The organism is Streptomyces sp. NPDC033216, assembly GCF_055577115.1.
Genome location: NZ_JBVIQK010000009.1, coordinates 190,378 through 208,634 on the forward strand (window position 1 = coordinate 190,378; position 18,257 = coordinate 208,634).

Consider the following 18,257-nt stretch of genomic DNA (forward strand, 5'->3'; position numbering starts at 1 on the left):
AAGGAATCGACCGTTCGACTCAAATTGCGTGCACGTCCGGCCGTTCCTCTCGCGGCCAATCTTCAGAGGTTGGCCCCGCCCTCTCTCCCGCCCCACCTCCCCCGCCGGTCCGCCACGCCCTCCGCCGTGCCACCGATCGAACAGAGGACCCCCATGAGATGGAGCCCACCAGGCCGTCGGCCCCTGACCGGCGTCGTCATCGCCGGTCTGATCGCGACGGGACTGCTGCCACTGAGTCTCGCCTCCCCCGCCCACGCCGCGCCGGCCGCCGCTGACGTCAACCTGGCCCTCGGCCGCCCGGCGACCGCGGGCGGCTCCCACGCCGAGTACCCGGCGTCCCACACCACCGACGGTGTCCAGGCGTCCTACTGGGAAGGCCCCGCGGGCTCCTTTCCGCAGTGGGTGCAGGTCGACCTCGGCGCGGCCCGCGACGTGGACCGGGTCGTGCTGAAACTTCCGACGGGCTGGGAGGGGCGCAACCAGACCCTGTCCCTCCAGGGCAGCACCGACGGCTCCGGGTTCGGCACCCTCGCCGCCTCCGCGGTCCGGGTCTTCGACCCGGCGCAGGCCAACACCGTGACCGTCGCGCTGCCCTCGCCCGCCGACGTCCGCTACGTACGCGTCAGCGTCTCCGGCAACACCGGCTGGAACGCCGCCCAGCTCGCCGAACTGGAGGTGTACGGCGAGGACGGCGGCACCGAGCCACCGCCGGCCGGCACCAACCTCGCCCGCCACAAGCCCGTCGAGGCCACCTCGTCCGTGCAGAGCTACGTGGCCGCCAACGCCACGGACGACTCGACCTCCACCTACTGGGAAGCGGCCGGCCACCCCGCCGACCTCACCGTGAGGCTCGGCGCCGACGCGGATGTCAGCGCCGTGGTCGTCAAACTCGACCCCGCCCCGGTGTGGGCCGCCCGTACCCAGGGCATCCAGGTCCTGGGCCGCCAGCAGTCGGCGAGCACCTTCACCTCCCTCGTCGCCGCGAAGGCCTATGCCTTCAGCCCGGCGAGCGGCAACACGGTGACCATCCCGGTCAGCGGCCGCTGGGCCGACGTACGCCTGCGCTTCTCCTCCAACAGCGGGGCGCCCGGCGGTCAGGTCGCCGAGTTCCAGGTCGTCGGCACCGCGGCCCCCGCCCCCGACCTGACGGTCACCGGCCTCGGCTGGACGCCCGCCGCGCCCACCGAACGGGACGCGGTCACCGTCAAGGCCACCGTCCGCAACGCCGGCACCGCGCGCTCCGCGGCGACCACCGTCGAAGCCGGCGTCGAGGGGACGGTCGCGGGCAGCGGGGCCGTCCCGGCGCTCGACCCGGGCGCCTCCGCCACCGTGGACGTGTCCACCGGCACCCGCCCGGCGGGCAGTTACGCCGTGTCGGCGGTCGTCGACCCGCGCGGCACCGTCGCCGAGCTGGACGACACCAACAACAGCCGTGCCGCCGCGAACCGCATGGTCGTCACCCAGGCCCCGGGCCCGGACCTGGAAGTGCGCTCCATCAGCACCAGCCCGGCCAACCCGGCCGTCGGCACCCCCGTCTCCTTCACCGTCGCCGTGCGCAACCGCGGGACCACCGCGGTGCCCGCCGGGTCCGTGACCCGGGTCCAGGCGGGCTCGACCACCCTGAACGGCACCACCGGCCAAGTGGCTCCGGACGCCACGGTGAACGTCCAGATCAGCGGCACCTGGACGGCGACCGCGGGCGGAGCCACCATCACCGCGACCGCCGATGCCACCGGGATCGTCACCGAGACCGACGAGAACAACAACGTGCTCGCGAAGTCCCTGGTCGTGGGACGCGGTGCCGCCGTGCCCTACACCGAGTACGAGGCGGAGGACGGCCGGTACTCGGGCACCCTGCTGACGGCCGACCCCAAGCGGACCTTCGGGCACACCAACTTCGCCACCGAGTCCTCCGGCCGCAAGTCGGTCCGACTCAACTCCACTGGTCAGTACGTGGAGTTCACCTCGACCAACCCGGCCAATTCCATCGTCGTGCGCAACTCCGTCCCGGACTCCGCGACCGGCGGCGGCGCGGACGCCACGATCAGCCTCTACGCCGACGGCACGTTCGTACGGAAGCTGAGCCTGTCGTCGAAGCACAGCTGGCTGTACGGCTCCACCGACGACCCGGAAGGGCTGACCAACCGGCCCGGCGGGGACGCCCGGCGCCTGTTCGACGAGTCCCACGCGCTGCTGTCGCAGACCTACCCGGTGGGCACCGTCTTCCGTCTCCAACGCGACGCCGGCGACTCCGCCGCGTTCCAGATCATCGATCTCGTGGACCTGGAGCAGGTGGCGCCCCCGGCCGCCAAGCCGGCCGCGTGCACCTCGATCACCGAGTACGGTGCCGTCCCCAACGACGGCCTCGACGACACCGACGCCCTCCAGCGAGCGGTCACCGCCGACCAGAACGGCCAGATCTCCTGCGTGTGGATCCCGGCCGGGCAGTGGCGGCAGGAACAGAAGATCCTCACGGACGACCCGCTCAACCGCGGCCAGTTCAACCAGGTGGGCATCCGGGACGTCACCGTCCGTGGCGCGGGCATGTGGCACTCGCAGCTGTACACGCTGACCCCGCCGCACGAGGCGGGCGGCATCAACCACCCGCACGAGGGCAACTTCGGCTTCGACATCGACCACAACACGCAGATCTCCGACATCGCCATCTTCGGCTCGGGCACCATCCGCGGCGGTGACGGCAACCACGAGGGCGGCGTCGGCCTCAACGGCCGCTTCGGCAAGGGCACGAAGATCACCAACGTGTGGATCGAGCACGCCAACGTCGGTGTGTGGGCCGGTCGGGACTACTCCAACATCCCCGAACTGTGGGGCCCCGGCGACGGGCTGGAGTTCACCGGCGTCCGCATCCGCAACACCTACGCCGACGGCGTCAACTTCGCCAACGGCACCCGCAACTCCACCGTGTACAACTCCTCCTTCCGTAACACCGGCGACGACGCGCTCGCCGTCTGGGCCAGCAAGTACGTCAAGGACACCTCGGTGGACGTCGGCCACGACAACCACTTCCGCAACAACACCGTCCAGCTGCCCTGGCGGGCCAACGGGATCGCGGTGTACGGCGGTCACGGAAACACGATCCAGAACAACGTCGTCTCCGACACCATGAACTACCCGGGCATCATGCTGGCCACCGACCACGACCCGCTGCCCTTCTCCGGGCAGACCCTCATCGCAGGCAACGCCCTGTACCGCACGGGCGGCGCGTTCTGGAGCGAGGCGCAGGAGTTCGGCGCCATCACCCTCTTCGCGCAGGGCCAGGACATCCCGGGCGTCACCATCCGGGACACCGAGATCCACGACTCGACGTACGACGGCATCCAGTTCAAGACGGGTGGCGGCGCGATGCCGGGCGTGAGGATCACCGACGTCCGCATCGACAGGTCCCACAACGGCTCCGGCATCCTCGCGATGAGCGGCGCCCGCGGCAGCGCCACCCTGTCGAACGTCACGATCACCGGTTCGGCCCAGGGCGACGTCCTGGTCGAGCCCGGCTCGCAGTTCACCATCACCGGCGCTCCGAACGGGGCGTCGGCGGCCCGGCGGAGCGTCCGCTGACACACGGCCGATCCCCCCGGTGAGGGGGATCGGTCACCGCCCTCATGGGCCGCGCCCGGTGCCGGAAGTCCGGTACCGGGCGCGGCATGGGTGCCGGCCACCGCGTCACACGGCGGCCACCGTGTCCAGCGCGTCGCGAGCCGCGGGCTCGCGCAGGCGGGGCGTACTCAACGGGTCACCGTCCACTTCTGGTTGACCGCTCCGGTGCAGGTCCAGATCTGGAGGCGGGTGCCGTTGGCGGAGCTGCCGCCGGTCGCGTCCAGGCACTTGTTCGCCTGCGGGTTGACGATGTCCCGCGCGGCGGGCACGGCCCACTGCTGGGCGGCGGACCCGTTGCAGTCCCACAGCTGGACGACGGTGCCGTCGGCCGTACCGCCGGAGGCCACGTCCAGGCACTTGCCGAGCGCGCGGATCGTGCCGTCGCCGCCCACCGTCCACCGCTGCGCGGCAGTGCCGTTGCAGTCGTAGAGCTGTACGGCCGTGCCGTTGGCGGTGTTTGCTCCGGCCACGTCGACGCACTTGCCGCCGACGCCGGTGATGGGACCGCTGCCGCCCGGCTGCGCGGTGTCGGTGCTGACGCGGACGTAGTCGACCAGGAGCTGCTGGGGGAAGACGGTGCTGCCGTCGGGGTCTCCGGGCCAGTAGCCGCCGACCGCGAGGTTGAGGATGAGGAAGAAGGGCTTGTCGAAGACCCACTGCCGGCCGCCCAGGTCGGCGGGGGTACGCCGTTGGTACACCGTGCCGTCGACGGACCAGGTGATCGCGTTCGGGCTCCAGTCGACGGCGAAGGTGTGGAAGGCGTCGGCGAAGGCCTGTCCGCCGGGCAGGGTGTACCCGGCGCCGATGCCTCCGGAGCCGGAGTAGCCCGGCCCGTGCAGGGTGCCGTGCACGGTGGACGGCTCGAAGCCCACGTTCTCCATGACGTCGATCTCGCCCGAGTTGGGCCAGCCGACCTGGCCGATGTCGTTGCCCAGCATCCAGAACGCGGGCCACATGCCCTGTCCGCGCGGGATCTTCATGCGGGCCTCGACACGGCCGTACGTCGTGGTGAACCGGCCCGCGGTGTTCAGCCGGGCGGAGGTGTACTCGCACCGTCCGTACCAGCACTGGTAGTTGCCCGGGTTCTCGCGGCGGGCGGTGATCACCAGATGGCCCTGGCCGTCCAGGGCGGCGTTGCGGTTGCCGGCCGTGTAGTACTGCCGCTCGTGGTTGTTGACGTTGTCCCCGGTCTCGATCTGCCACTTGGTGCCGTCGACGGCGGCGCCCGCGGGTCCGTCGAAGTCGTCGGAGAAGGTGACGGCGGCCGCCTGAGCCTCGGCGACGGCCGGTGTGACGCCCTCCGGCGCGGGCGGCGCGCCCTGCGCGAGTCCGGTGGACAGCGACGCGAAGGCCAGGAGCGGGGCGAGGGACCACAGGAGGCGCCGGGTGAAGCGCGGGGAGTCCATGACTCTCCCTTCGTCGGGCATGACGCGTGGACCGGCACACTGCATGCGCATGACAGCAACAGATGCGAGCGGGATCGACCGGTCGGCGCAGCATGGGGTGGGGGGGATGACTTAGTTCAGTATGTGATTTAAGGAGTGAGTAATACGGGTGTCAAGGGTTTGGTATGGACCACCTGGAAGGGAGTGCATCCGGGCCGATCCCCGCGGCTCCCGTGCACGGGGAAGCGGCAGTCCTGGCCGAGCCGTCGAGCGGATCGGGGGACTTGCCATGCAGTCGCCAGGGGCGAAAACCCGCCGCGCACCTACCGGGCGGAACGGTTCTCCCGCCACGGTGCGCTCCTCCCGGCGCTCCTCGCTCCGACGGATCCTGACCGGCGCCCCGCCGCTCCCCGCACGGGCACGTCGTGCGGGGCGGAAACGGGATACCGCGTTACCGTCGGCCGCATGGACGGTGAGCGCCGGGGATGGCCGCAGTGTCTGCTCGGCGGGGCCGTGTTCGCCGTGTGCATGGCCGGCACGACCCTGCCGACTCCCCTCTACGGTCTCTACCAGGCGAAGTTCGGCTTCTCCGAGCTGACGGTCACCCTCGTGTACGCCGTGTACGCCTTCGCGGTGATCGGCGTCCTGCTGCTGGCGGGCAACGCCTCCGACACCGTGGGCAGACGGTTCGTGCTCCTCGCGGGCCTGGGCTGCGCGGCGGCGAGCGCCGGTTGCTTCCTCGGCGCCGAGTCGCCGGCCTGGCTGTACGGGGGACGGCTGCTGTCGGGGATGTCCGCCGGCCTGTTCACCGGAGCCGCCACGGCGTACGTCATGGATCTCGCGCCGCGCGGCGGCGGTCCCCGGGCCACGTTCGTGGCGACGTCCGCCAACATGGGCGGTCTGGGCTGCGGTCCTCTCCTCGCCGGCCTGCTCGCCCAGTACGCGCCCTGGCCGCTGCACCTGCCGTTCGCCGTGCACCTCGCCCTGGTGGCGGTCTCCGCGGCCGTCCTGCTGCGGCTCCCGGAAACCGTACGGGCGCGCCCACTGGGCACCGTACGGCCGCAGCACCCCGCCCTGCCCGCCGAGGTGCGAGCCGTCTTCGGGCCGGCGGCGGTCGCCTCCTTCGTCGGGTTCGCAATGTTCGGGGTGTTCACGTCCGTCAGCCCCGCGTTCCTCGCCCAGTCCCTGGACGTCCACAACCACGCCGTCAGCGGGTTGATCGTCGCCCTGGCCTTCTTCGCCTCGACCGCCGGACAACTGGTCGTCGGGCGGGTCGGGATCCGGCGATCGCTGCCCCTGGGCTGCGCCGCGCTCCTCGCCGGACTCGCACTCCTCGCGGGCGCGCTGCGGTGGGAGGTGCCGGCGCTGGTGGTGCTGAGCGCGATCGTCGGCGGGACCGGGCAGGGACTCGCGTTCCGCGGCGCGCTGTCCGCGGTGGCCGGGGCATCCCCCGCCCGCCTGCGCGCGGCGGTGATCTCGACGCTGTTCGTGGTGGCCTACGCCGGCATCTCCGTCCCGGTGATCGGCGTGGGCGTACTCTCCGGCCCGCTCGGCCTGGAGGGCGCGGGCCTGGTCTTCATCGCCTGCATGGCGATCCTCGTGTCGACGGCGGCGGGCTATCTGCTCCGGCGTCCGCTGCCGGCGGACTCGTGAACGTGCGGGCCGTCGTTCCCGGACCGCCGACACCCCCCGCGCGGGCCTCACCTCACCCGGCCCGGATCGGCCGCCTGCTCGCGTCGGAGATCGTTGTGGACGACACCCCTGTGCGCTCGCTCGTGACGCGCGCCGACGCGAGTTCCCGGCACCCGGACCGGGCCACCGCGGTCTCCGCGGGTCCTCGCGCTGTTCGGGCAGGCCGGTCCGGCCGAGCGGGAGCCCCTGTCGGCGACGTTCCCGCAGCAGGCGAAGGCGGCGGCGGGGCGCACCGGAGGTCCCCCTGGACCGGCGTGAGTTCGGTGTCCGGGCGACGGGGCTCGGGGCGCGGCCCGTCCCGCTCGCGTGCCTGGCGGACGCCCGGGCGGTCCTGGCCCCGCCGCCCGGACACCTGCCGAGGACAGGATGGTGAGGCGGGTCAGGACACGCCGGCGAAGGCGGGGGCGGAGCGGTGACGGTCAGCTGGTGGCGGCGAGCAGTCCGAGCGTGTCGATGACGCGGTTCGAGAAGCCCCACTCGTTGTCGTACCAGGCGACGACCTTGATGTGCCGGCCGTCGACGCGGGTGAGGGCCGAGTCGAAGATCGACGAGGCCGGGTTGCCCGTGATGTCGGCCGACACGAGCGCGTCCTCGGAGTACTCGAGGACGCCGGCGAGGGGGCCTTCGGCGGCGGCGCGGTAGGCCGCCAGCACGTCGTCGCGCGTCACGTCGCGGGCCACGGTCGTGTTGAGTTCGACGATCGACCCCACCGGGACGGGCACGCGGATCGAGTCGCCCGAGAGCTTGCCCTCGAGGTTCGGCAGGACCAGCCCGATCGCCTTGGCGGCGCCCGTGGTGGTCGGCACGATGTTGACACCGGCGGCGCGGGCGCGGCGCGGGTCGCGGTGCGGGCCGTCCTGGAGGTTCTGCTCCTGGGTGTAGGCGTGCACCGTGGTCATGAAGCCGTGCTCGATGCCCGCGAGGTCGTCGAGGACCGCGGCCAGCGGTGCGAGCGCGTTGGTCGTGCAGGAGGCGTTCGAGACGATCGTGTGCAGGTCGGGGTCGTACGCGTCGGTGTTGACGCCGAACGCGAGGGTGACGTCCGCACCGTCCGACGGCGCGCTGACGAGCACCTTCCGCGCGCCCGCGTCCAGGTGGGCGCGTGCGGCCTTCGCCGACGTGAAGCGGCCGGTCGCCTCGAGGACGATGTCGACACCCAGTTCGGCCCACGGCAGCTGCGCCGGCTCGCGCTCGGCGAGCACCTTGATACGACGGCCGTCGACGACGAGGGTGTCCCCGTCCGCGCTCACCGGGCGGCCGAGGCGGCCGGCCGTCGAGTCGAAGGCGAGCAGCCGGGCGAGGGTGGCGGGCTCGGTGAGGTCGTTGACCGCGACGACCTCGAGGTCGGTGTCACGTTCCAGCAGCGCGCGCAGCACGTTGCGTCCGATACGGCCGAATCCGTTGATGGCGATGCGAGTCATGTGTGGTGTCCCTTCCGTTCGCTCCCCCAGGTTCGCGCGCGGCCCGCGGCCGGGACAGCGGCGAGATCGCCACGGTTCAAAAGGATCGCGCCACGGGCCGTGAGCCTGCCCGAGCGGCTGGGCCGGTCACTCGCCCCGGGTGAAGGTGCGCCGGTACTCGCTGGGTGTGGTGCCGAGGATGTGCTGGAAGTGCGTCCGCAGGTTGGCACCGGTGCCGAGCCCGACGTCGGCGGCGATCTGTTCGACGCTGCGCTCGGACCGTTCGAGGAGTTCGCGGGCCGCGTCGATACGGGCGCGCATCACCCACTGCATGGGTGTGTACCCGGTGTCCTCGACGAAGCGCCGCGAGAAGGTACGGGGCGACACCGCCGCGTGCCGGGCGAGGACCGTGAGGGTGAGGGAGGCGTCGAGGCGGCGCAGCGCCCACTCCCGGGTGGCGGCGAACCGCTCGCCGAGCGGCTCGGGCACGCTGCGCGGTACGTACTGCGCCTGGCCGCCACTGCGGTAGGGGGCCGCGACGAGGCGCCGGGCGGTGTGGTTGGACGCGGCCACTCCGAGGTCGCCGCGCAGGATGTGCAGGCACAGGTCGATGCCGGAGGCGGCGCCTGCCGAGGTCAGCACACTGCCCTCGTCGACGAACAGGACGTTCTCGTCGACCCGGACCAGCGGGTGCCGAGCCGCCAGAGCCCGGGTGTAGTGCCAGTGCGTGGTGGCGCGCCTGCCGTCGAGCAGGCCGGTGGCGGCGAGCGCGAAGGCGCCCGTGGAGATGGCGGCGAGCCGGGCGCCGTGGCCGTGGGCGGCGATCAGCGCGTCGACGACGGCCGGCGGCGGGTCGTCACGGTCGGGAAACCGGTAGCCGGGGATGAAGACGATGTCGGCCCGGTCCAGGGCGTCGAGTCCGTCCGCGACGTGGTACGACAGTCCGTCGCCGCCGGTCACCAGCCCCGGTGCCGCGCCGCAGACCCGCACCTCGTACGGCATGCTCGCGCGGGTCGTGAACACCTGCGCGGGGATGCCCACGTCCAGCGGTTTCGCTCCCTCGAGGACGAGGACGGCGACACGACGTAGACGGGGGGCGTGCACAGTGCCAGGTTACCGGCGTCGATCACCCGGCTCCCCCATCGGCATCTCAATTGACGAGTACACGTCCATACGCCTACCTTCTGTGCCTGATCATGCAGGACCGTCGTGCATCGACCCCCGGGGGATCGCCATGAGCTGGTACTTCAAGGTGCTCGGACGGTACGCCGTCTTCCGCGGCCGCGCCCGCCGCAAGGAGTACTGGATGTTCACCCTCGTGAGCGCGATCATCTACGTGGCGCTGATGTTCGCGGACGACCACGTCGGCAACGACTGGCCCTCGCTCTCGTACACCGCGGCGACCCTGCTGCCCACGCTCGCCGTCACGGTCCGCCGCCTGCACGACACCGGCCGCTCCGGCTGGTGGGTCCTGATCGGCGCGATCCCCTGCGCCGGCATCATCGCCATGCTGGTCCTCACCTCCGGCGACCCCACCCCGGGCCGGAACAAGTACGGCCCCAACCCGAAGGAGACCCCCTTCTTCGCCGACACGGTCCCCGTCTGACGGGACGCGGAGCGGCGGCTGGCGGGGAGCGTCCCGCGGCGTGACGGCACCCTCCGCGGGCGGTCCGGCCCGCGCGTCACCTCCGGCGCCCGCGGGGCACTCGCTCGGCTGTCCAGCCGGTCGCTCCGGGGAGGAGGGGCAATGCCTGTCGGCCGACTTTCCGATCAGGAGCAGCGCGTCCTGGAAGAAGTCGAACGCGCGTTGCGCCGCGACCGCCGGCTCGACCCGCGGCTGCGCATCTTCGCCGTGCGTCCGCGCCGCCCACGCCCGCACACGGTGCTCTGCTCGCTCGCCGTGTCCGTGACGCTCATGGTGACCGGCATGGTCACCTCCGAACCGGGCGTGATCTGGGCGTTCGCCGCCGTGTGGCCGGTGACCCTGTTCACGGTGATCCGGCTGCTGTGCCGCTGGACGGAAGGCTAGCCCGCCGCGTCGGCCCTCCGGGGCCCCACGCCCGGTACGCCGGCTGCGCTTGCGACGGCAGCGCGGGAACCCGTCCGTGCACCGCGTGACCTTCGGCGGCCCGCACCGCTGATGCCGAGCCGGCTCACTCCGATCGCGGTCTCGACGACCTCGCCTCCCGTCGGCCACGACCCGACTCACCGGACGCGATGCGGATGTGTCCGCCCACTGGAGCGCGGCCCCGGGTTCGCGGCCCGAGTTCGACCCTTCCGGGGGTGCCAGCCGTCGAGCCTCGCGTGGACCAGGCCGGAGGCGCTGGTCGCGGCCGAGCGCATCCCCCTGCTGGACCCCTCGTCCAGGGGGCCTCCGGCCGTGGCCCCGCCCGCGACATCGATGCCGGCCTCCGCCGAGGTGCCGCGCCGGACGCGGCGGACGGTGCGCTCCATGCCCTCGCACCCGACCACGCCGGTTGACCCGGAGGCCGCCTGGGCACCCGGAGCGCATCCCTGACGGCCCCGACGGCCGGTCCGGGGCCTTCCGGCACACCGATGACCGGACGACACCACCGAGGAGTCCCTTTCATGAACGACCACACCCCGAGCCAGGCCGAGGGCGAGCCCGACGAACCCGACACCGGGAACAGGACCGACATGCCCGTTCCGGACCACCCGACGCCGTCCCAGGCCGAGGGCGAGAGGGACGACGAGCCCGACACCCCCACGGACACCGACACCGAGGTGCCCTGACGCATCGCCGTCGATCGATGCGAAGGAAGCCCCTTTGCATGATCATGCGAGATGCTGCATACTCTTCCTATGTCCAAGGTCCTCACCTCCCTTCCCGCCGGCGAGCGCGTCGGCATCGCCTTCTCGGGCGGCCTCGACACGTCCGTCGCGGTCGCGTGGATGCGCGACAAGGGCGCCGTCCCCTGCACCTACACCGCCGACATCGGCCAGTACGACGAGCCCGACATCGCGTCGGTGCCCGGGCGCGCGAAGACGTACGGCGCCGAGGTCGCGCGTCTCGTCGACTGCCGCGCGGCGCTGGTCGAGGAGGGCCTGGCCGCGCTCACCTGCGGGGCGTTCCACATCCGCTCGGGCGGGCGCGCGTACTTCAACACCACGCCCCTCGGCCGCGCGGTCACGGGCACCCTCCTGGTCCGGGCGATGCTCGAGGACGACGTGCAGATCTGGGGTGACGGCTCGACGTTCAAGGGCAACGACATCGAGCGGTTCTACCGGTACGGGCTGCTCGCCAACCCGCACCTGCGGATCTACAAGCCCTGGCTGGACGCGGACTTCGTGACCGAGCTGGGCGGCCGCAAGGAGATGTCGGAGTGGCTGGTCGCCCACGACCTGCCCTACCGCGACAGCACGGAGAAGGCGTACTCCACCGACGCCAACATCTGGGGTGCCACCCACGAGGCCAAGACGCTGGAGCACCTCGACACGGGCGTGGAGACCGTCGAGCCGATCATGGGCGTGCGGTTCTGGGACCCGTCGGTCGAGATTCCCACCGAGGACGTGACGATCGGCTTCGTCGAGGGCCGCCCGGTGACGATCAACGGCAAGGAGTTCGCCTCCGCCGTGGACCTGGTGATCGAGGCGAACGCCATCGGCGGCCGGCACGGCCTCGGCATGTCGGACCAGATCGAGAACCGGATCATCGAGGCCAAGAGCCGCGGCATCTACGAGGCGCCCGGCATGGCCCTGCTGCACGCGGCGTACGAGCGTCTCGTCAACGCGATCCACAACGAGGACACCCTCGCCCAGTACCACGCCGAGGGCCGTCGGCTGGGCCGCCTGATGTACGAGGGCCGCTGGCTGGACCCGCAGGCGCTGATGATCCGGGAGTCGTTGCAGCGCTGGGTCGGTTCGGCGGTCACCGGCGAGGTCACGCTGCGGCTGCGGCGCGGTGAGGACTACTCGATCCTCGACACCACGGGCCCTGCTTTCAGCTACCACCCGGACAAGCTGTCGATGGAGCGCACCGAGGACTCCGCGTTCGGTCCGGTGGACCGGATCGGTCAGCTCACCATGCGCAACCTCGACATCGCCGACTCCCGAGCCAAGCTGGAGCAGTACGTCGGCCTCGGCCTGATCGGGACCGGCAGCCCCGCCATGGGTGCCTCGCAGGCGGCCGCGACCGGTCTGATCGGCACCATGCCGCAGATGCCGCAGGGCGGCGCCGAGGCCATCGCCTCGCGCGGCGAGATCTCCGAGGACGACGAGCTGCTGGACCGCGCCGCGATGGAGTTCGGCACGGACTGACCCCCGGTCCGCGAAGGCCGGCCCGGCGTCCGACGCGCCGGGCCGGCCTTCGCGTCGTACGAGGCCGGGTGGGTGGAGACGGCCCGCCTGCCGACGTAGCGCCTCGGCCGGTACGGTCGGCCGGGTCGGTGGTACGGGTCGTCCGGGTTGTGCGGCCGGGTCGCTCTCGTGTCCGCCCGCCCACCGGCTCGACGGGCCACCGCTCAGTGGACGGAGAACCCGCCGTCCACGAAGAGCGACTGCCCGGTGACATAGCCGGCGGAGCGGCCGGCCAGGAACACCGCGGCTCCGGCGAAGTCGGCGGCCAGCCCGTTGCGCCCGACCATGGTGCGCGCGGCCAGCGCCGCCACCTTCTCGGGGTCACGGGACAGCCGTGTGTTGAGCGGCGTCATCACGAAGCCGGGCACCAGGGTGTTGCAGGTGACGCCGTAGGGCGACCAGGCCTCGGCCTGGGAGCGGGCCAGCGACTCCAGCGCACCCTTGGAGACGCCGTAGGCACCGCTGTCGGCGAACGCCCGATGTGCCTGCTGGGAGGTGATGTGGATGATCCGCCCGTAACCCCGCTCGGCCATGCCGGGACCGAACCGCCGGCCCAGGAGATAGGGCGCCTCCAAATTCACCGCCATGGTCGCGTCCCAGACGTCCTCGCCCAGCTCGCTCATCGGCGGACGCAGGTTGATCCCGGCGCTGTTCACGAGGATGTCGGGCTCGCCGAACACCGCGACCGCCCGCTCCGCCGCGGTACGCACCCCTTCGCGGGTGCTCAGGTCGCCGGCCACCCATCCGGCACGGCCGCCGTCCGACGTCAACGCTTCGACGGTGGCGGTGAGTTCGGACTCCTTGCGAGCTACGACGACCACGCTCGCCCCCGCTCGCGCGAGTGCCCCGGCGATGCCTTTGCCGATGCCGGAACTGCCGCCCGTGACCAGGGCGGTCAGGCCGTCCAGCGAGAACAACTGGGAGAGGTAGTCGCGCGAGGTCATGACCGCACCCTAGACGGCCGGTGCACGGCGACGGGCGGGGGGCGTAACGCGGGGGCCGTCCTCGCCTCCGGTCACGGCAGGCCGGGAGGCGGCGCGCCGTCGCCGGTCATCGCTTGTCGCGGCGGCGGCGCATTCCCACCGCCACCACCCCGAAGGCGACCACGACGATCAGCGCCTGCACCCAGGCGGGCACGAAATCAGGCGCTCGCCCTCCCGCCGCCGTCACCGTCAGCATTCCGTCAGCCATGCCGTCTCTCCCTCAGTAGGCGCGACGCGATGCCACGGGGACCGGATACCCCGCCGCCGCCCGGGCATGAGCCGCGCGGTCCCTCGGCACGGGCCGCAACGCCTCGGGAGCAGCGGAGACCGGCGGAGTGGGCGCGACGGCCGAGGAGACGCCCACTGAAGCCGACGGCGGAGCCCCGCGCCTGCTGCTCCGGGCGTCCCGGCTAGCGATCGACGGCCCGCATCCCTGCCTCGTCGTACCGCTCACCCGCCGCCTCGGGCAGCTCCGCATCGATCCGGGCCAGGTCCTCCTCGGTCAGCGCGATGTCGACCGCGGCGGCGTTCTGTTCCAGGTAGGTGCGGCGCTTGGTGCCCGGGATCGGCACCAGATCCTCGCCCTGGGCCAGCACCCAGGCGATGGCCAGCTGAGCCGGGGTCACGTCCTTCTCGGCGGCGATCTCCTTCACCTTTGCCGCGAGCCGCAGGTTCGCCTCCAGATTGGCCTCCTGGAAACGCGGGTTCTCGCGGCGCCAGTCGTTCGCGTCGAGGTCGTCCTGCGAGGTGAACCGGCCGGCGAGGAAACCGCGGCCGAGCGGCGAGTACGGCACGAAACCGATGCCCAGCTCCCGACAGGCGGGCAGCACCTCGGCCTCGACGTCCCGTGACCACAGCGAGTACTCGCTCTGCACCGCCGTGATCGGGTGCACGGCGTGGGCGCGCCGAAGGGTCTGCGCGCTCGCCTCGCTCAGCCCGATGCACCGCACCTTGCCCTCGGCGACCAGCTCGCCCAGCGCGCCGACCGTCTCCTCGATGGGTACGTTCGGGTCGACCCGGTGCTGGTAGTACAGGTCGATGTAGTCGGTCCCCAGACGCCGCAGAGAGCCGTGGACCGAGCTACGGACGTGCTCGGCCGAGCCGTCCTGCGGGCCGACCGTGCTCATGTCGCCGGGGACGGCGCCGTCCATCCGGTAGTTGAACTTCGTCGCGATCACATACTCCTCGCGATGCCCCCGGATCGCCTCGCCGAGGAGCGACTCGTTGGTGAGCGGCCCGTACATCTGCGCGGTGTCGAGGAAGTTCACCCCGAGGTCGAGGGCGCGCCGGATGGTCGCGATCCCCTCCTCCTCGTCGGCGGATCCGTAGAAGGCGGACATCCCCATGCATCCCAAGCCGATGGCCGATACCTGGAGGTCCCGCAGGCTGCGCTTCTGCATGCCGTGTCCCAGCCTTTCCCTGCGTACTCGTTGGTCGTTCGGACCGCACGAAGCCCTCCTCCGCCCAGCGACGGATTCCACCGGGCGGCACCCGCACAGGCGATACGGGCTTTCGTGCGCCGCGGTGCCTTCGACGCTACGACCTGGAGCGCACTCCAGCGCAAGTCGACCGTTCCGGTCGCCGACAGGGCGACACCCGCCGCGACCAAGCCGAGGCGGGGCCAGGAGGGCCGGGTGTTCGCGGACTGAGCACCGGTCCGGCCCGGCTGTTCCTCGACGGTGGCACCGCACCGGACCGGTCAGCCGTCGAGGGGGCAGTCACTGAGCAGGGTGGCCGGGTCGGCGTCCGTGGGCCGCGCCACGGTACGGCTCGCGGGCGGGCGGTGGCCGGTGCCGAGCCATGTCTCCAAGGCGGTGAAGGCCGAGCGGTGGCAGGGCAGCAGCGGACGGAGCCGGTCGGGGAAGCTGTCGACCAGGGCGTCGGTGTGGGTGCCGTCCTCGACGCGGTAGTAGCGCAGCAGACCGCCGCGGCCCGCCTCCCGGACCATCCGGGCGTAGACGTCGGAGTCCTGGGCGATGGGCAGCAGGACGTCGAGGGTGCCGTGGACCGTGATCAGCGGCTTGCCGATACGGCCCGTCAGCGCGACGCGCCGCACCGCCGCGTGTACGCCGGCGGGGCGGGCGGGGTAGTCGTAGTCGGCGTCGCAGCCCGGAACGGAACCCGGGGCGCAGTACGGCGTGCCGGCCTCGGTGGCGCCGTCGAAGGCGGGGTCGAACTCCTCGCGGTACACCCGCTGGGTCAGGTCCCAGTAGACCTGGTGGTGGAACGGCCACAGGAACTCGGAGCCGGCCGGGAAGCCCGCCCGGACCAGTTGCGCCCGTGCCTGGTCGGCGGCGGGGCCGCCCGCGGCGTAGACCGGGTAGTGACGCAGGGCGGCGGGCAGGAACGTGAACAGGTTGGGGCCCGCTGAGCGCCAGAGTGTGCCCTCCCAGTCCACTCCCCCGTCGTACAGCTCCGGGTGGTTCTCCAGTTGCCAGCGCACCAGGTAGCCGCCGTTGGACATTCCGGTGGCGAGGGTGCGAGTGGGCGGCCGGTGGTAGCGCTGGACGACCACCGTGCGGGCGGCGCGGGTGAGTTGGGTGAGCCGGCTGTTCCATTCGGCGACGGCGTCGCCCGGGCGCACGCCGTCCCCGTGAAAGGCGAGCCCGGTGTTGCCCTTGTCGGTGGCGGCGTAGGCGTAACCGCGCGCGAGCACCCAGTCGGCGATGGCCCGGTCGTTGGCGTACTGCTCGCGGTTGCCGGGAGTGCCGGCCACGACAAGGCCGCCGTTCCAGCGGTCGGGCAGCCGGACGACGAACTGGGCGTCGTGGTTCCAGCCGTGGTTGGTGTTGGTGGTCGAGGTGTCGGGGAAGTAGCCGTCGACCTGGATGCCTGGCACCCCGCTGGGAACGGGCAGGTCCTTCGGGGTCAGCCCGGCCCAGTCGGCCGGGTCGGTGTGGCCGGATCCGACGGTGCCGGCCGTGGTCAACTCGTCGAGGCAGTCCGCCTGTTGGAACGCGACGCCCGGCATCCGCACGTGGGTGAGGTTCACACAGTGACCGGCGACGGCGCCGGGGGCCGACCCGGCGGCGGGTGTGGGCAGCAGGGCCGCGGCGGCGGTCAGGGCGACGGCACCGAGGACCGTACGCCGTCTCGCCGGTGCGGCGGCGGAGAACAGGGCCATGAACGACCTCCGAGGGAGCGGACTCGACGGCTGGAGGCTAGGCGGCGCGGATGGCCGCTGGACATGTGTGCGCGCGCCATCATGGCCACGCTCATCGGGTGTGCTGACTCCATGCACGGCTGCCGGTTTCCTGGACGTCGCCGGCAGCCGTGCCCGGCCGTGTCAGGGGCAGGCGGTGTCGGCGACGGTGAAGTGGCCGACGGGTGACTCCTTCAAGGTGTGGGTGACGAAGGTGTTGTACAGGCCCATGTTCTGGCCGGACCCCTTGGCGTAGGTGTAGCCGCCTCCGGTCGTAGCTCGTCCCGCCTGGACGTGGGCGTAGTTGCTGGAGGTCCAGCAGGCGGCGGTGGCACCGGTGGTCCGCGCGGTGACGGTGGCCGACAGCGGTCCCGTGCCGCCGTCCGCGTCACGGGCCGCGACGGCATAGGTGTGGGTCGAGCCCGGCGGCAGGCCGGTGTCGGTGTACGACGTCGAGGCGGGCGTGGCGACCGGCGCGCCGTCGCGGTGGACGACGTAACCGGCGGCTCCGTCGACCGGGTTCCAGCCCAGGGTGACGCTGGTGTCGGTGACGCCGGTCGCGGCCAGGGCGGTCGGGGCGGGCAGCGGAGCGGGCGGGGGGTCGGACTGCGCCAGCCCGAAGAAGCGCGTGATCCAGTAGCTGGAGCAGATCGAGTCCAGGAAGTAGGGGGCGCCGGTGCCACCGCACTGCTCGGGGCCGCTGCCGGGGTCGACCGGCGTGCCGTGCCCGATGCCGGGCACCCGGTTCACCTCGACGGCCACCGAGCCGTCCGCCGCCGCGTACTCCTCGTGCCGCGTCGAGTCGGGCCCGATCAGCGAGGTGCGGCTCGGCACCTGGGACAGTCCGTGCAGCGCGGTCCACTGGTCGCGCAGTTCGTCGGCGTTGCGCGGCACGACGGTGGTGTCCTGGTCGCCCTGCCAGACGGCGACCCGCGGCCACGGGCCGGTCCACGAGGGGTGGGCGTCGCGGACCCGCTGGGCCCACTGCGCGGGGGTGAGGTCGACACCCGGGTTCATGCACGTGTAGGGGCCGGCGTCCCTGGCGCAGTCGTACGGCAGCCCGGCGACGACGGCGCCGGAGCGGAACACGTCCGGATAGGCGGCGAGCATCACCGACGTCATGGCGCCGCCGGCCGACAGACCGGTGACATGGATCCGGCGGGGGTCAGCGCCGTAGGCGGAGACCGTGTGCGCGGCCATCTGCCTGATCGAGGCCGCTTCCCCCTGGCCTCTGCGGTTGTCGGTGGCCTGGAACCAGTTGAAGCACTTGCTCAGGTTGTTCGAGGACGTCGTCTCGGCGAGGACGAGCAGGAACCCGTACCGGTCGGCCAGTCGGGGCAGTCCCGAGTTGTCCGCGTAGCCCTGGGCGTTCTGGGTGCAGCCGTGCAGGGCGATCACCACGGCGGGGTTCGCGGTGAGGGACGCGGGCCGGTAGACGTACATGGTCAGCCCGCCGGGATCGGCACCGAAGTCGGTGACCCTGGTCAGGCCGACGGCGGCGTGGACGGCCGGCGCGGGGCCCGCCAGGACCGCGGCGAGTGCCAGGGCCATGGCGGCCAGGAAGCGGGACAGCGCTGCGACGGCTCTGCGTGATGAAGGCGACTGCATGGCGGCTCCCTCGGTGACCTGCGGGGACACCGGCCCGCTGAGCGATCCGGTGTCCGGCACCGTAGGGGTCGTACAACCGGCAACGATATGGCCGCGGGCACCACAGACTGCCGGG

General features: G+C 72.3%; 14 protein-coding genes. 6 read left to right on the top strand and 8 right to left on the bottom strand.

The features are described from left to right. The first annotated feature begins 153 nt into the window (after positions 1 to 153). Positions 154 to 3,576: a CARDB domain-containing protein gene (locus tag ACZ5Y0_RS19100; protein WP_469129837.1), complete on the top strand. Its 3,423-nt coding sequence runs from the start codon at positions 154 to 156 to the stop codon at positions 3,574 to 3,576. Between the two features lie 167 nt (positions 3,577 to 3,743). Here the strand turns inward: ACZ5Y0_RS19100 and ACZ5Y0_RS19105 are convergent, their stop codons facing one another. Continuing rightward, entirely contained in the window at positions 3,744 to 5,021 is a 1,278-nt protein-coding gene (locus ACZ5Y0_RS19105) for a ricin-type beta-trefoil lectin domain protein (protein WP_469129838.1), read from the bottom strand. 444 nt (positions 5,022 to 5,465) lie between these two features. Here ACZ5Y0_RS19105 and ACZ5Y0_RS19110 point away from each other — a divergent pair, with 444 nt between their 5' ends. Further along, on the top strand, positions 5,466 to 6,653 hold the full coding sequence (locus tag ACZ5Y0_RS19110) for an MFS transporter (RefSeq protein WP_469129839.1): 1,188 nt from the start codon (positions 5,466 to 5,468) through the stop codon (positions 6,651 to 6,653). A gap of 458 nt (positions 6,654 to 7,111) precedes the next feature. On the opposite strand, the gene gap is transcribed toward ACZ5Y0_RS19110, so the two are convergent. Both gap and ACZ5Y0_RS19120 read right to left on the bottom strand, forming a co-directional pair. After that, positions 7,112 to 8,113, bottom strand: a complete 1,002-nt coding sequence (gene gap, locus ACZ5Y0_RS19115; RefSeq protein ID WP_469129840.1) for a type I glyceraldehyde-3-phosphate dehydrogenase — start codon at positions 8,111 to 8,113, stop codon at positions 7,112 to 7,114. A 126-nt stretch (positions 8,114 to 8,239) separates the two neighbouring features. Next, entirely contained in the window at positions 8,240 to 9,196 is a 957-nt protein-coding gene (locus ACZ5Y0_RS19120; protein ID WP_469129841.1) for a GlxA family transcriptional regulator, read from the bottom strand. A gap of 130 nt (positions 9,197 to 9,326) precedes the next feature. Between ACZ5Y0_RS19120 and ACZ5Y0_RS19125 the strand changes: the two genes are divergently transcribed. From ACZ5Y0_RS19125 to argG, 4 genes are all read left to right on the top strand, one after another. Further along, positions 9,327 to 9,698 carry a DUF805 domain-containing protein gene (locus ACZ5Y0_RS19125; protein ID WP_469129842.1) on the top strand — a complete coding sequence of 124 codons (372 nt, stop codon included), beginning with the start codon at positions 9,327 to 9,329 and terminating at the stop codon, positions 9,696 to 9,698. A 141-nt stretch (positions 9,699 to 9,839) separates the two neighbouring features. Next, positions 9,840 to 10,121 carry a DUF3040 domain-containing protein gene (locus tag ACZ5Y0_RS19130; protein WP_469129843.1) on the top strand — a complete coding sequence of 94 codons (282 nt, stop codon included), beginning with the start codon at positions 9,840 to 9,842 and terminating at the stop codon, positions 10,119 to 10,121. Positions 10,122 to 10,681: 560 nt separating this feature from the next. Next, positions 10,682 to 10,846: a hypothetical protein gene (locus tag ACZ5Y0_RS19135; RefSeq protein WP_469129844.1), complete on the top strand. Its 165-nt coding sequence runs from the start codon at positions 10,682 to 10,684 to the stop codon at positions 10,844 to 10,846. A gap of 69 nt (positions 10,847 to 10,915) precedes the next feature. Next, positions 10,916 to 12,370 carry an argininosuccinate synthase gene (gene argG / locus ACZ5Y0_RS19140; protein WP_469129845.1) on the top strand — a complete coding sequence of 485 codons (1,455 nt, stop codon included), beginning with the start codon at positions 10,916 to 10,918 and terminating at the stop codon, positions 12,368 to 12,370. Positions 12,371 to 12,573: 203 nt separating this feature from the next. Here the strand turns inward: argG and ACZ5Y0_RS19145 are convergent, their stop codons facing one another. The 5 genes from ACZ5Y0_RS19145 to ACZ5Y0_RS19165 form a co-directional block, all read right to left on the bottom strand. Then, positions 12,574 to 13,353 carry an SDR family NAD(P)-dependent oxidoreductase gene (locus tag ACZ5Y0_RS19145; RefSeq protein ID WP_469129846.1) on the bottom strand — a complete coding sequence of 260 codons (780 nt, stop codon included), beginning with the start codon at positions 13,351 to 13,353 and terminating at the stop codon, positions 12,574 to 12,576. Between the two features lie 106 nt (positions 13,354 to 13,459). Then, positions 13,460 to 13,600, bottom strand: coding sequence for a hypothetical protein (locus tag ACZ5Y0_RS19150; protein ID WP_469129847.1), 141 nt, complete (start codon positions 13,598 to 13,600; stop codon positions 13,460 to 13,462). A gap of 202 nt (positions 13,601 to 13,802) precedes the next feature. Beyond that, on the bottom strand, positions 13,803 to 14,792 hold the full coding sequence (locus tag ACZ5Y0_RS19155) for an aldo/keto reductase (protein WP_469129848.1): 990 nt from the start codon (positions 14,790 to 14,792) through the stop codon (positions 13,803 to 13,805). 299 nt (positions 14,793 to 15,091) lie between these two features. After that, complete coding sequence (locus ACZ5Y0_RS19160; RefSeq protein ID WP_469129849.1) at positions 15,092 to 16,516, bottom strand: 3-hydroxybutyrate oligomer hydrolase family protein; 1,425 nt, start codon at positions 16,514 to 16,516, stop codon at positions 15,092 to 15,094. A 162-nt stretch (positions 16,517 to 16,678) separates the two neighbouring features. Further along, positions 16,679 to 18,085 (bottom strand): extracellular catalytic domain type 1 short-chain-length polyhydroxyalkanoate depolymerase, encoded by a 1,407-nt coding sequence (locus ACZ5Y0_RS19165; RefSeq protein ID WP_469129934.1) that lies wholly within the window; start codon positions 18,083 to 18,085, stop codon positions 16,679 to 16,681. Between the last annotated feature and the right edge of the window lie 172 nt (positions 18,086 to 18,257).

What these genes read in the sequence shown, in the direction of transcription:
- ACZ5Y0_RS19100 (WP_469129837.1), top strand. Translation starts at nt 154, where the DNA reads ATGAGATGGAGCCCACCAGGCCGTCGGCCCCTGACCGGCGTCGTCATC.
- ACZ5Y0_RS19105 (WP_469129838.1), bottom strand. Translation starts at nt 5,021, where the DNA reads ATGGACTCCCCGCGCTTCACCCGGCGCCTCCTGTGGTCCCTCGCCCCG.
- ACZ5Y0_RS19110 (WP_469129839.1), top strand. Translation starts at nt 5,466, where the DNA reads ATGGACGGTGAGCGCCGGGGATGGCCGCAGTGTCTGCTCGGCGGGGCC.
- gap (WP_469129840.1), bottom strand. Translation starts at nt 8,113, where the DNA reads ATGACTCGCATCGCCATCAACGGATTCGGCCGTATCGGACGCAACGTG.
- ACZ5Y0_RS19125 (WP_469129842.1), top strand. Translation starts at nt 9,327, where the DNA reads ATGAGCTGGTACTTCAAGGTGCTCGGACGGTACGCCGTCTTCCGCGGC.
- ACZ5Y0_RS19130 (WP_469129843.1), top strand. Translation starts at nt 9,840, where the DNA reads ATGCCTGTCGGCCGACTTTCCGATCAGGAGCAGCGCGTCCTGGAAGAA.
- ACZ5Y0_RS19135 (WP_469129844.1), top strand. Translation starts at nt 10,682, where the DNA reads ATGAACGACCACACCCCGAGCCAGGCCGAGGGCGAGCCCGACGAACCC.
- argG (WP_469129845.1), top strand. Translation starts at nt 10,916, where the DNA reads ATGTCCAAGGTCCTCACCTCCCTTCCCGCCGGCGAGCGCGTCGGCATC.
- ACZ5Y0_RS19145 (WP_469129846.1), bottom strand. Translation starts at nt 13,353, where the DNA reads ATGACCTCGCGCGACTACCTCTCCCAGTTGTTCTCGCTGGACGGCCTG.
- ACZ5Y0_RS19150 (WP_469129847.1), bottom strand. Translation starts at nt 13,600, where the DNA reads ATGGCTGACGGAATGCTGACGGTGACGGCGGCGGGAGGGCGAGCGCCT.
- ACZ5Y0_RS19155 (WP_469129848.1), bottom strand. Translation starts at nt 14,792, where the DNA reads ATGCAGAAGCGCAGCCTGCGGGACCTCCAGGTATCGGCCATCGGCTTG.
- ACZ5Y0_RS19160 (WP_469129849.1), bottom strand. Translation starts at nt 16,516, where the DNA reads ATGGCCCTGTTCTCCGCCGCCGCACCGGCGAGACGGCGTACGGTCCTC.
- ACZ5Y0_RS19165 (WP_469129934.1), bottom strand. Translation starts at nt 18,085, where the DNA reads ATGGCCCTGGCACTCGCCGCGGTCCTGGCGGGCCCCGCGCCGGCCGTC.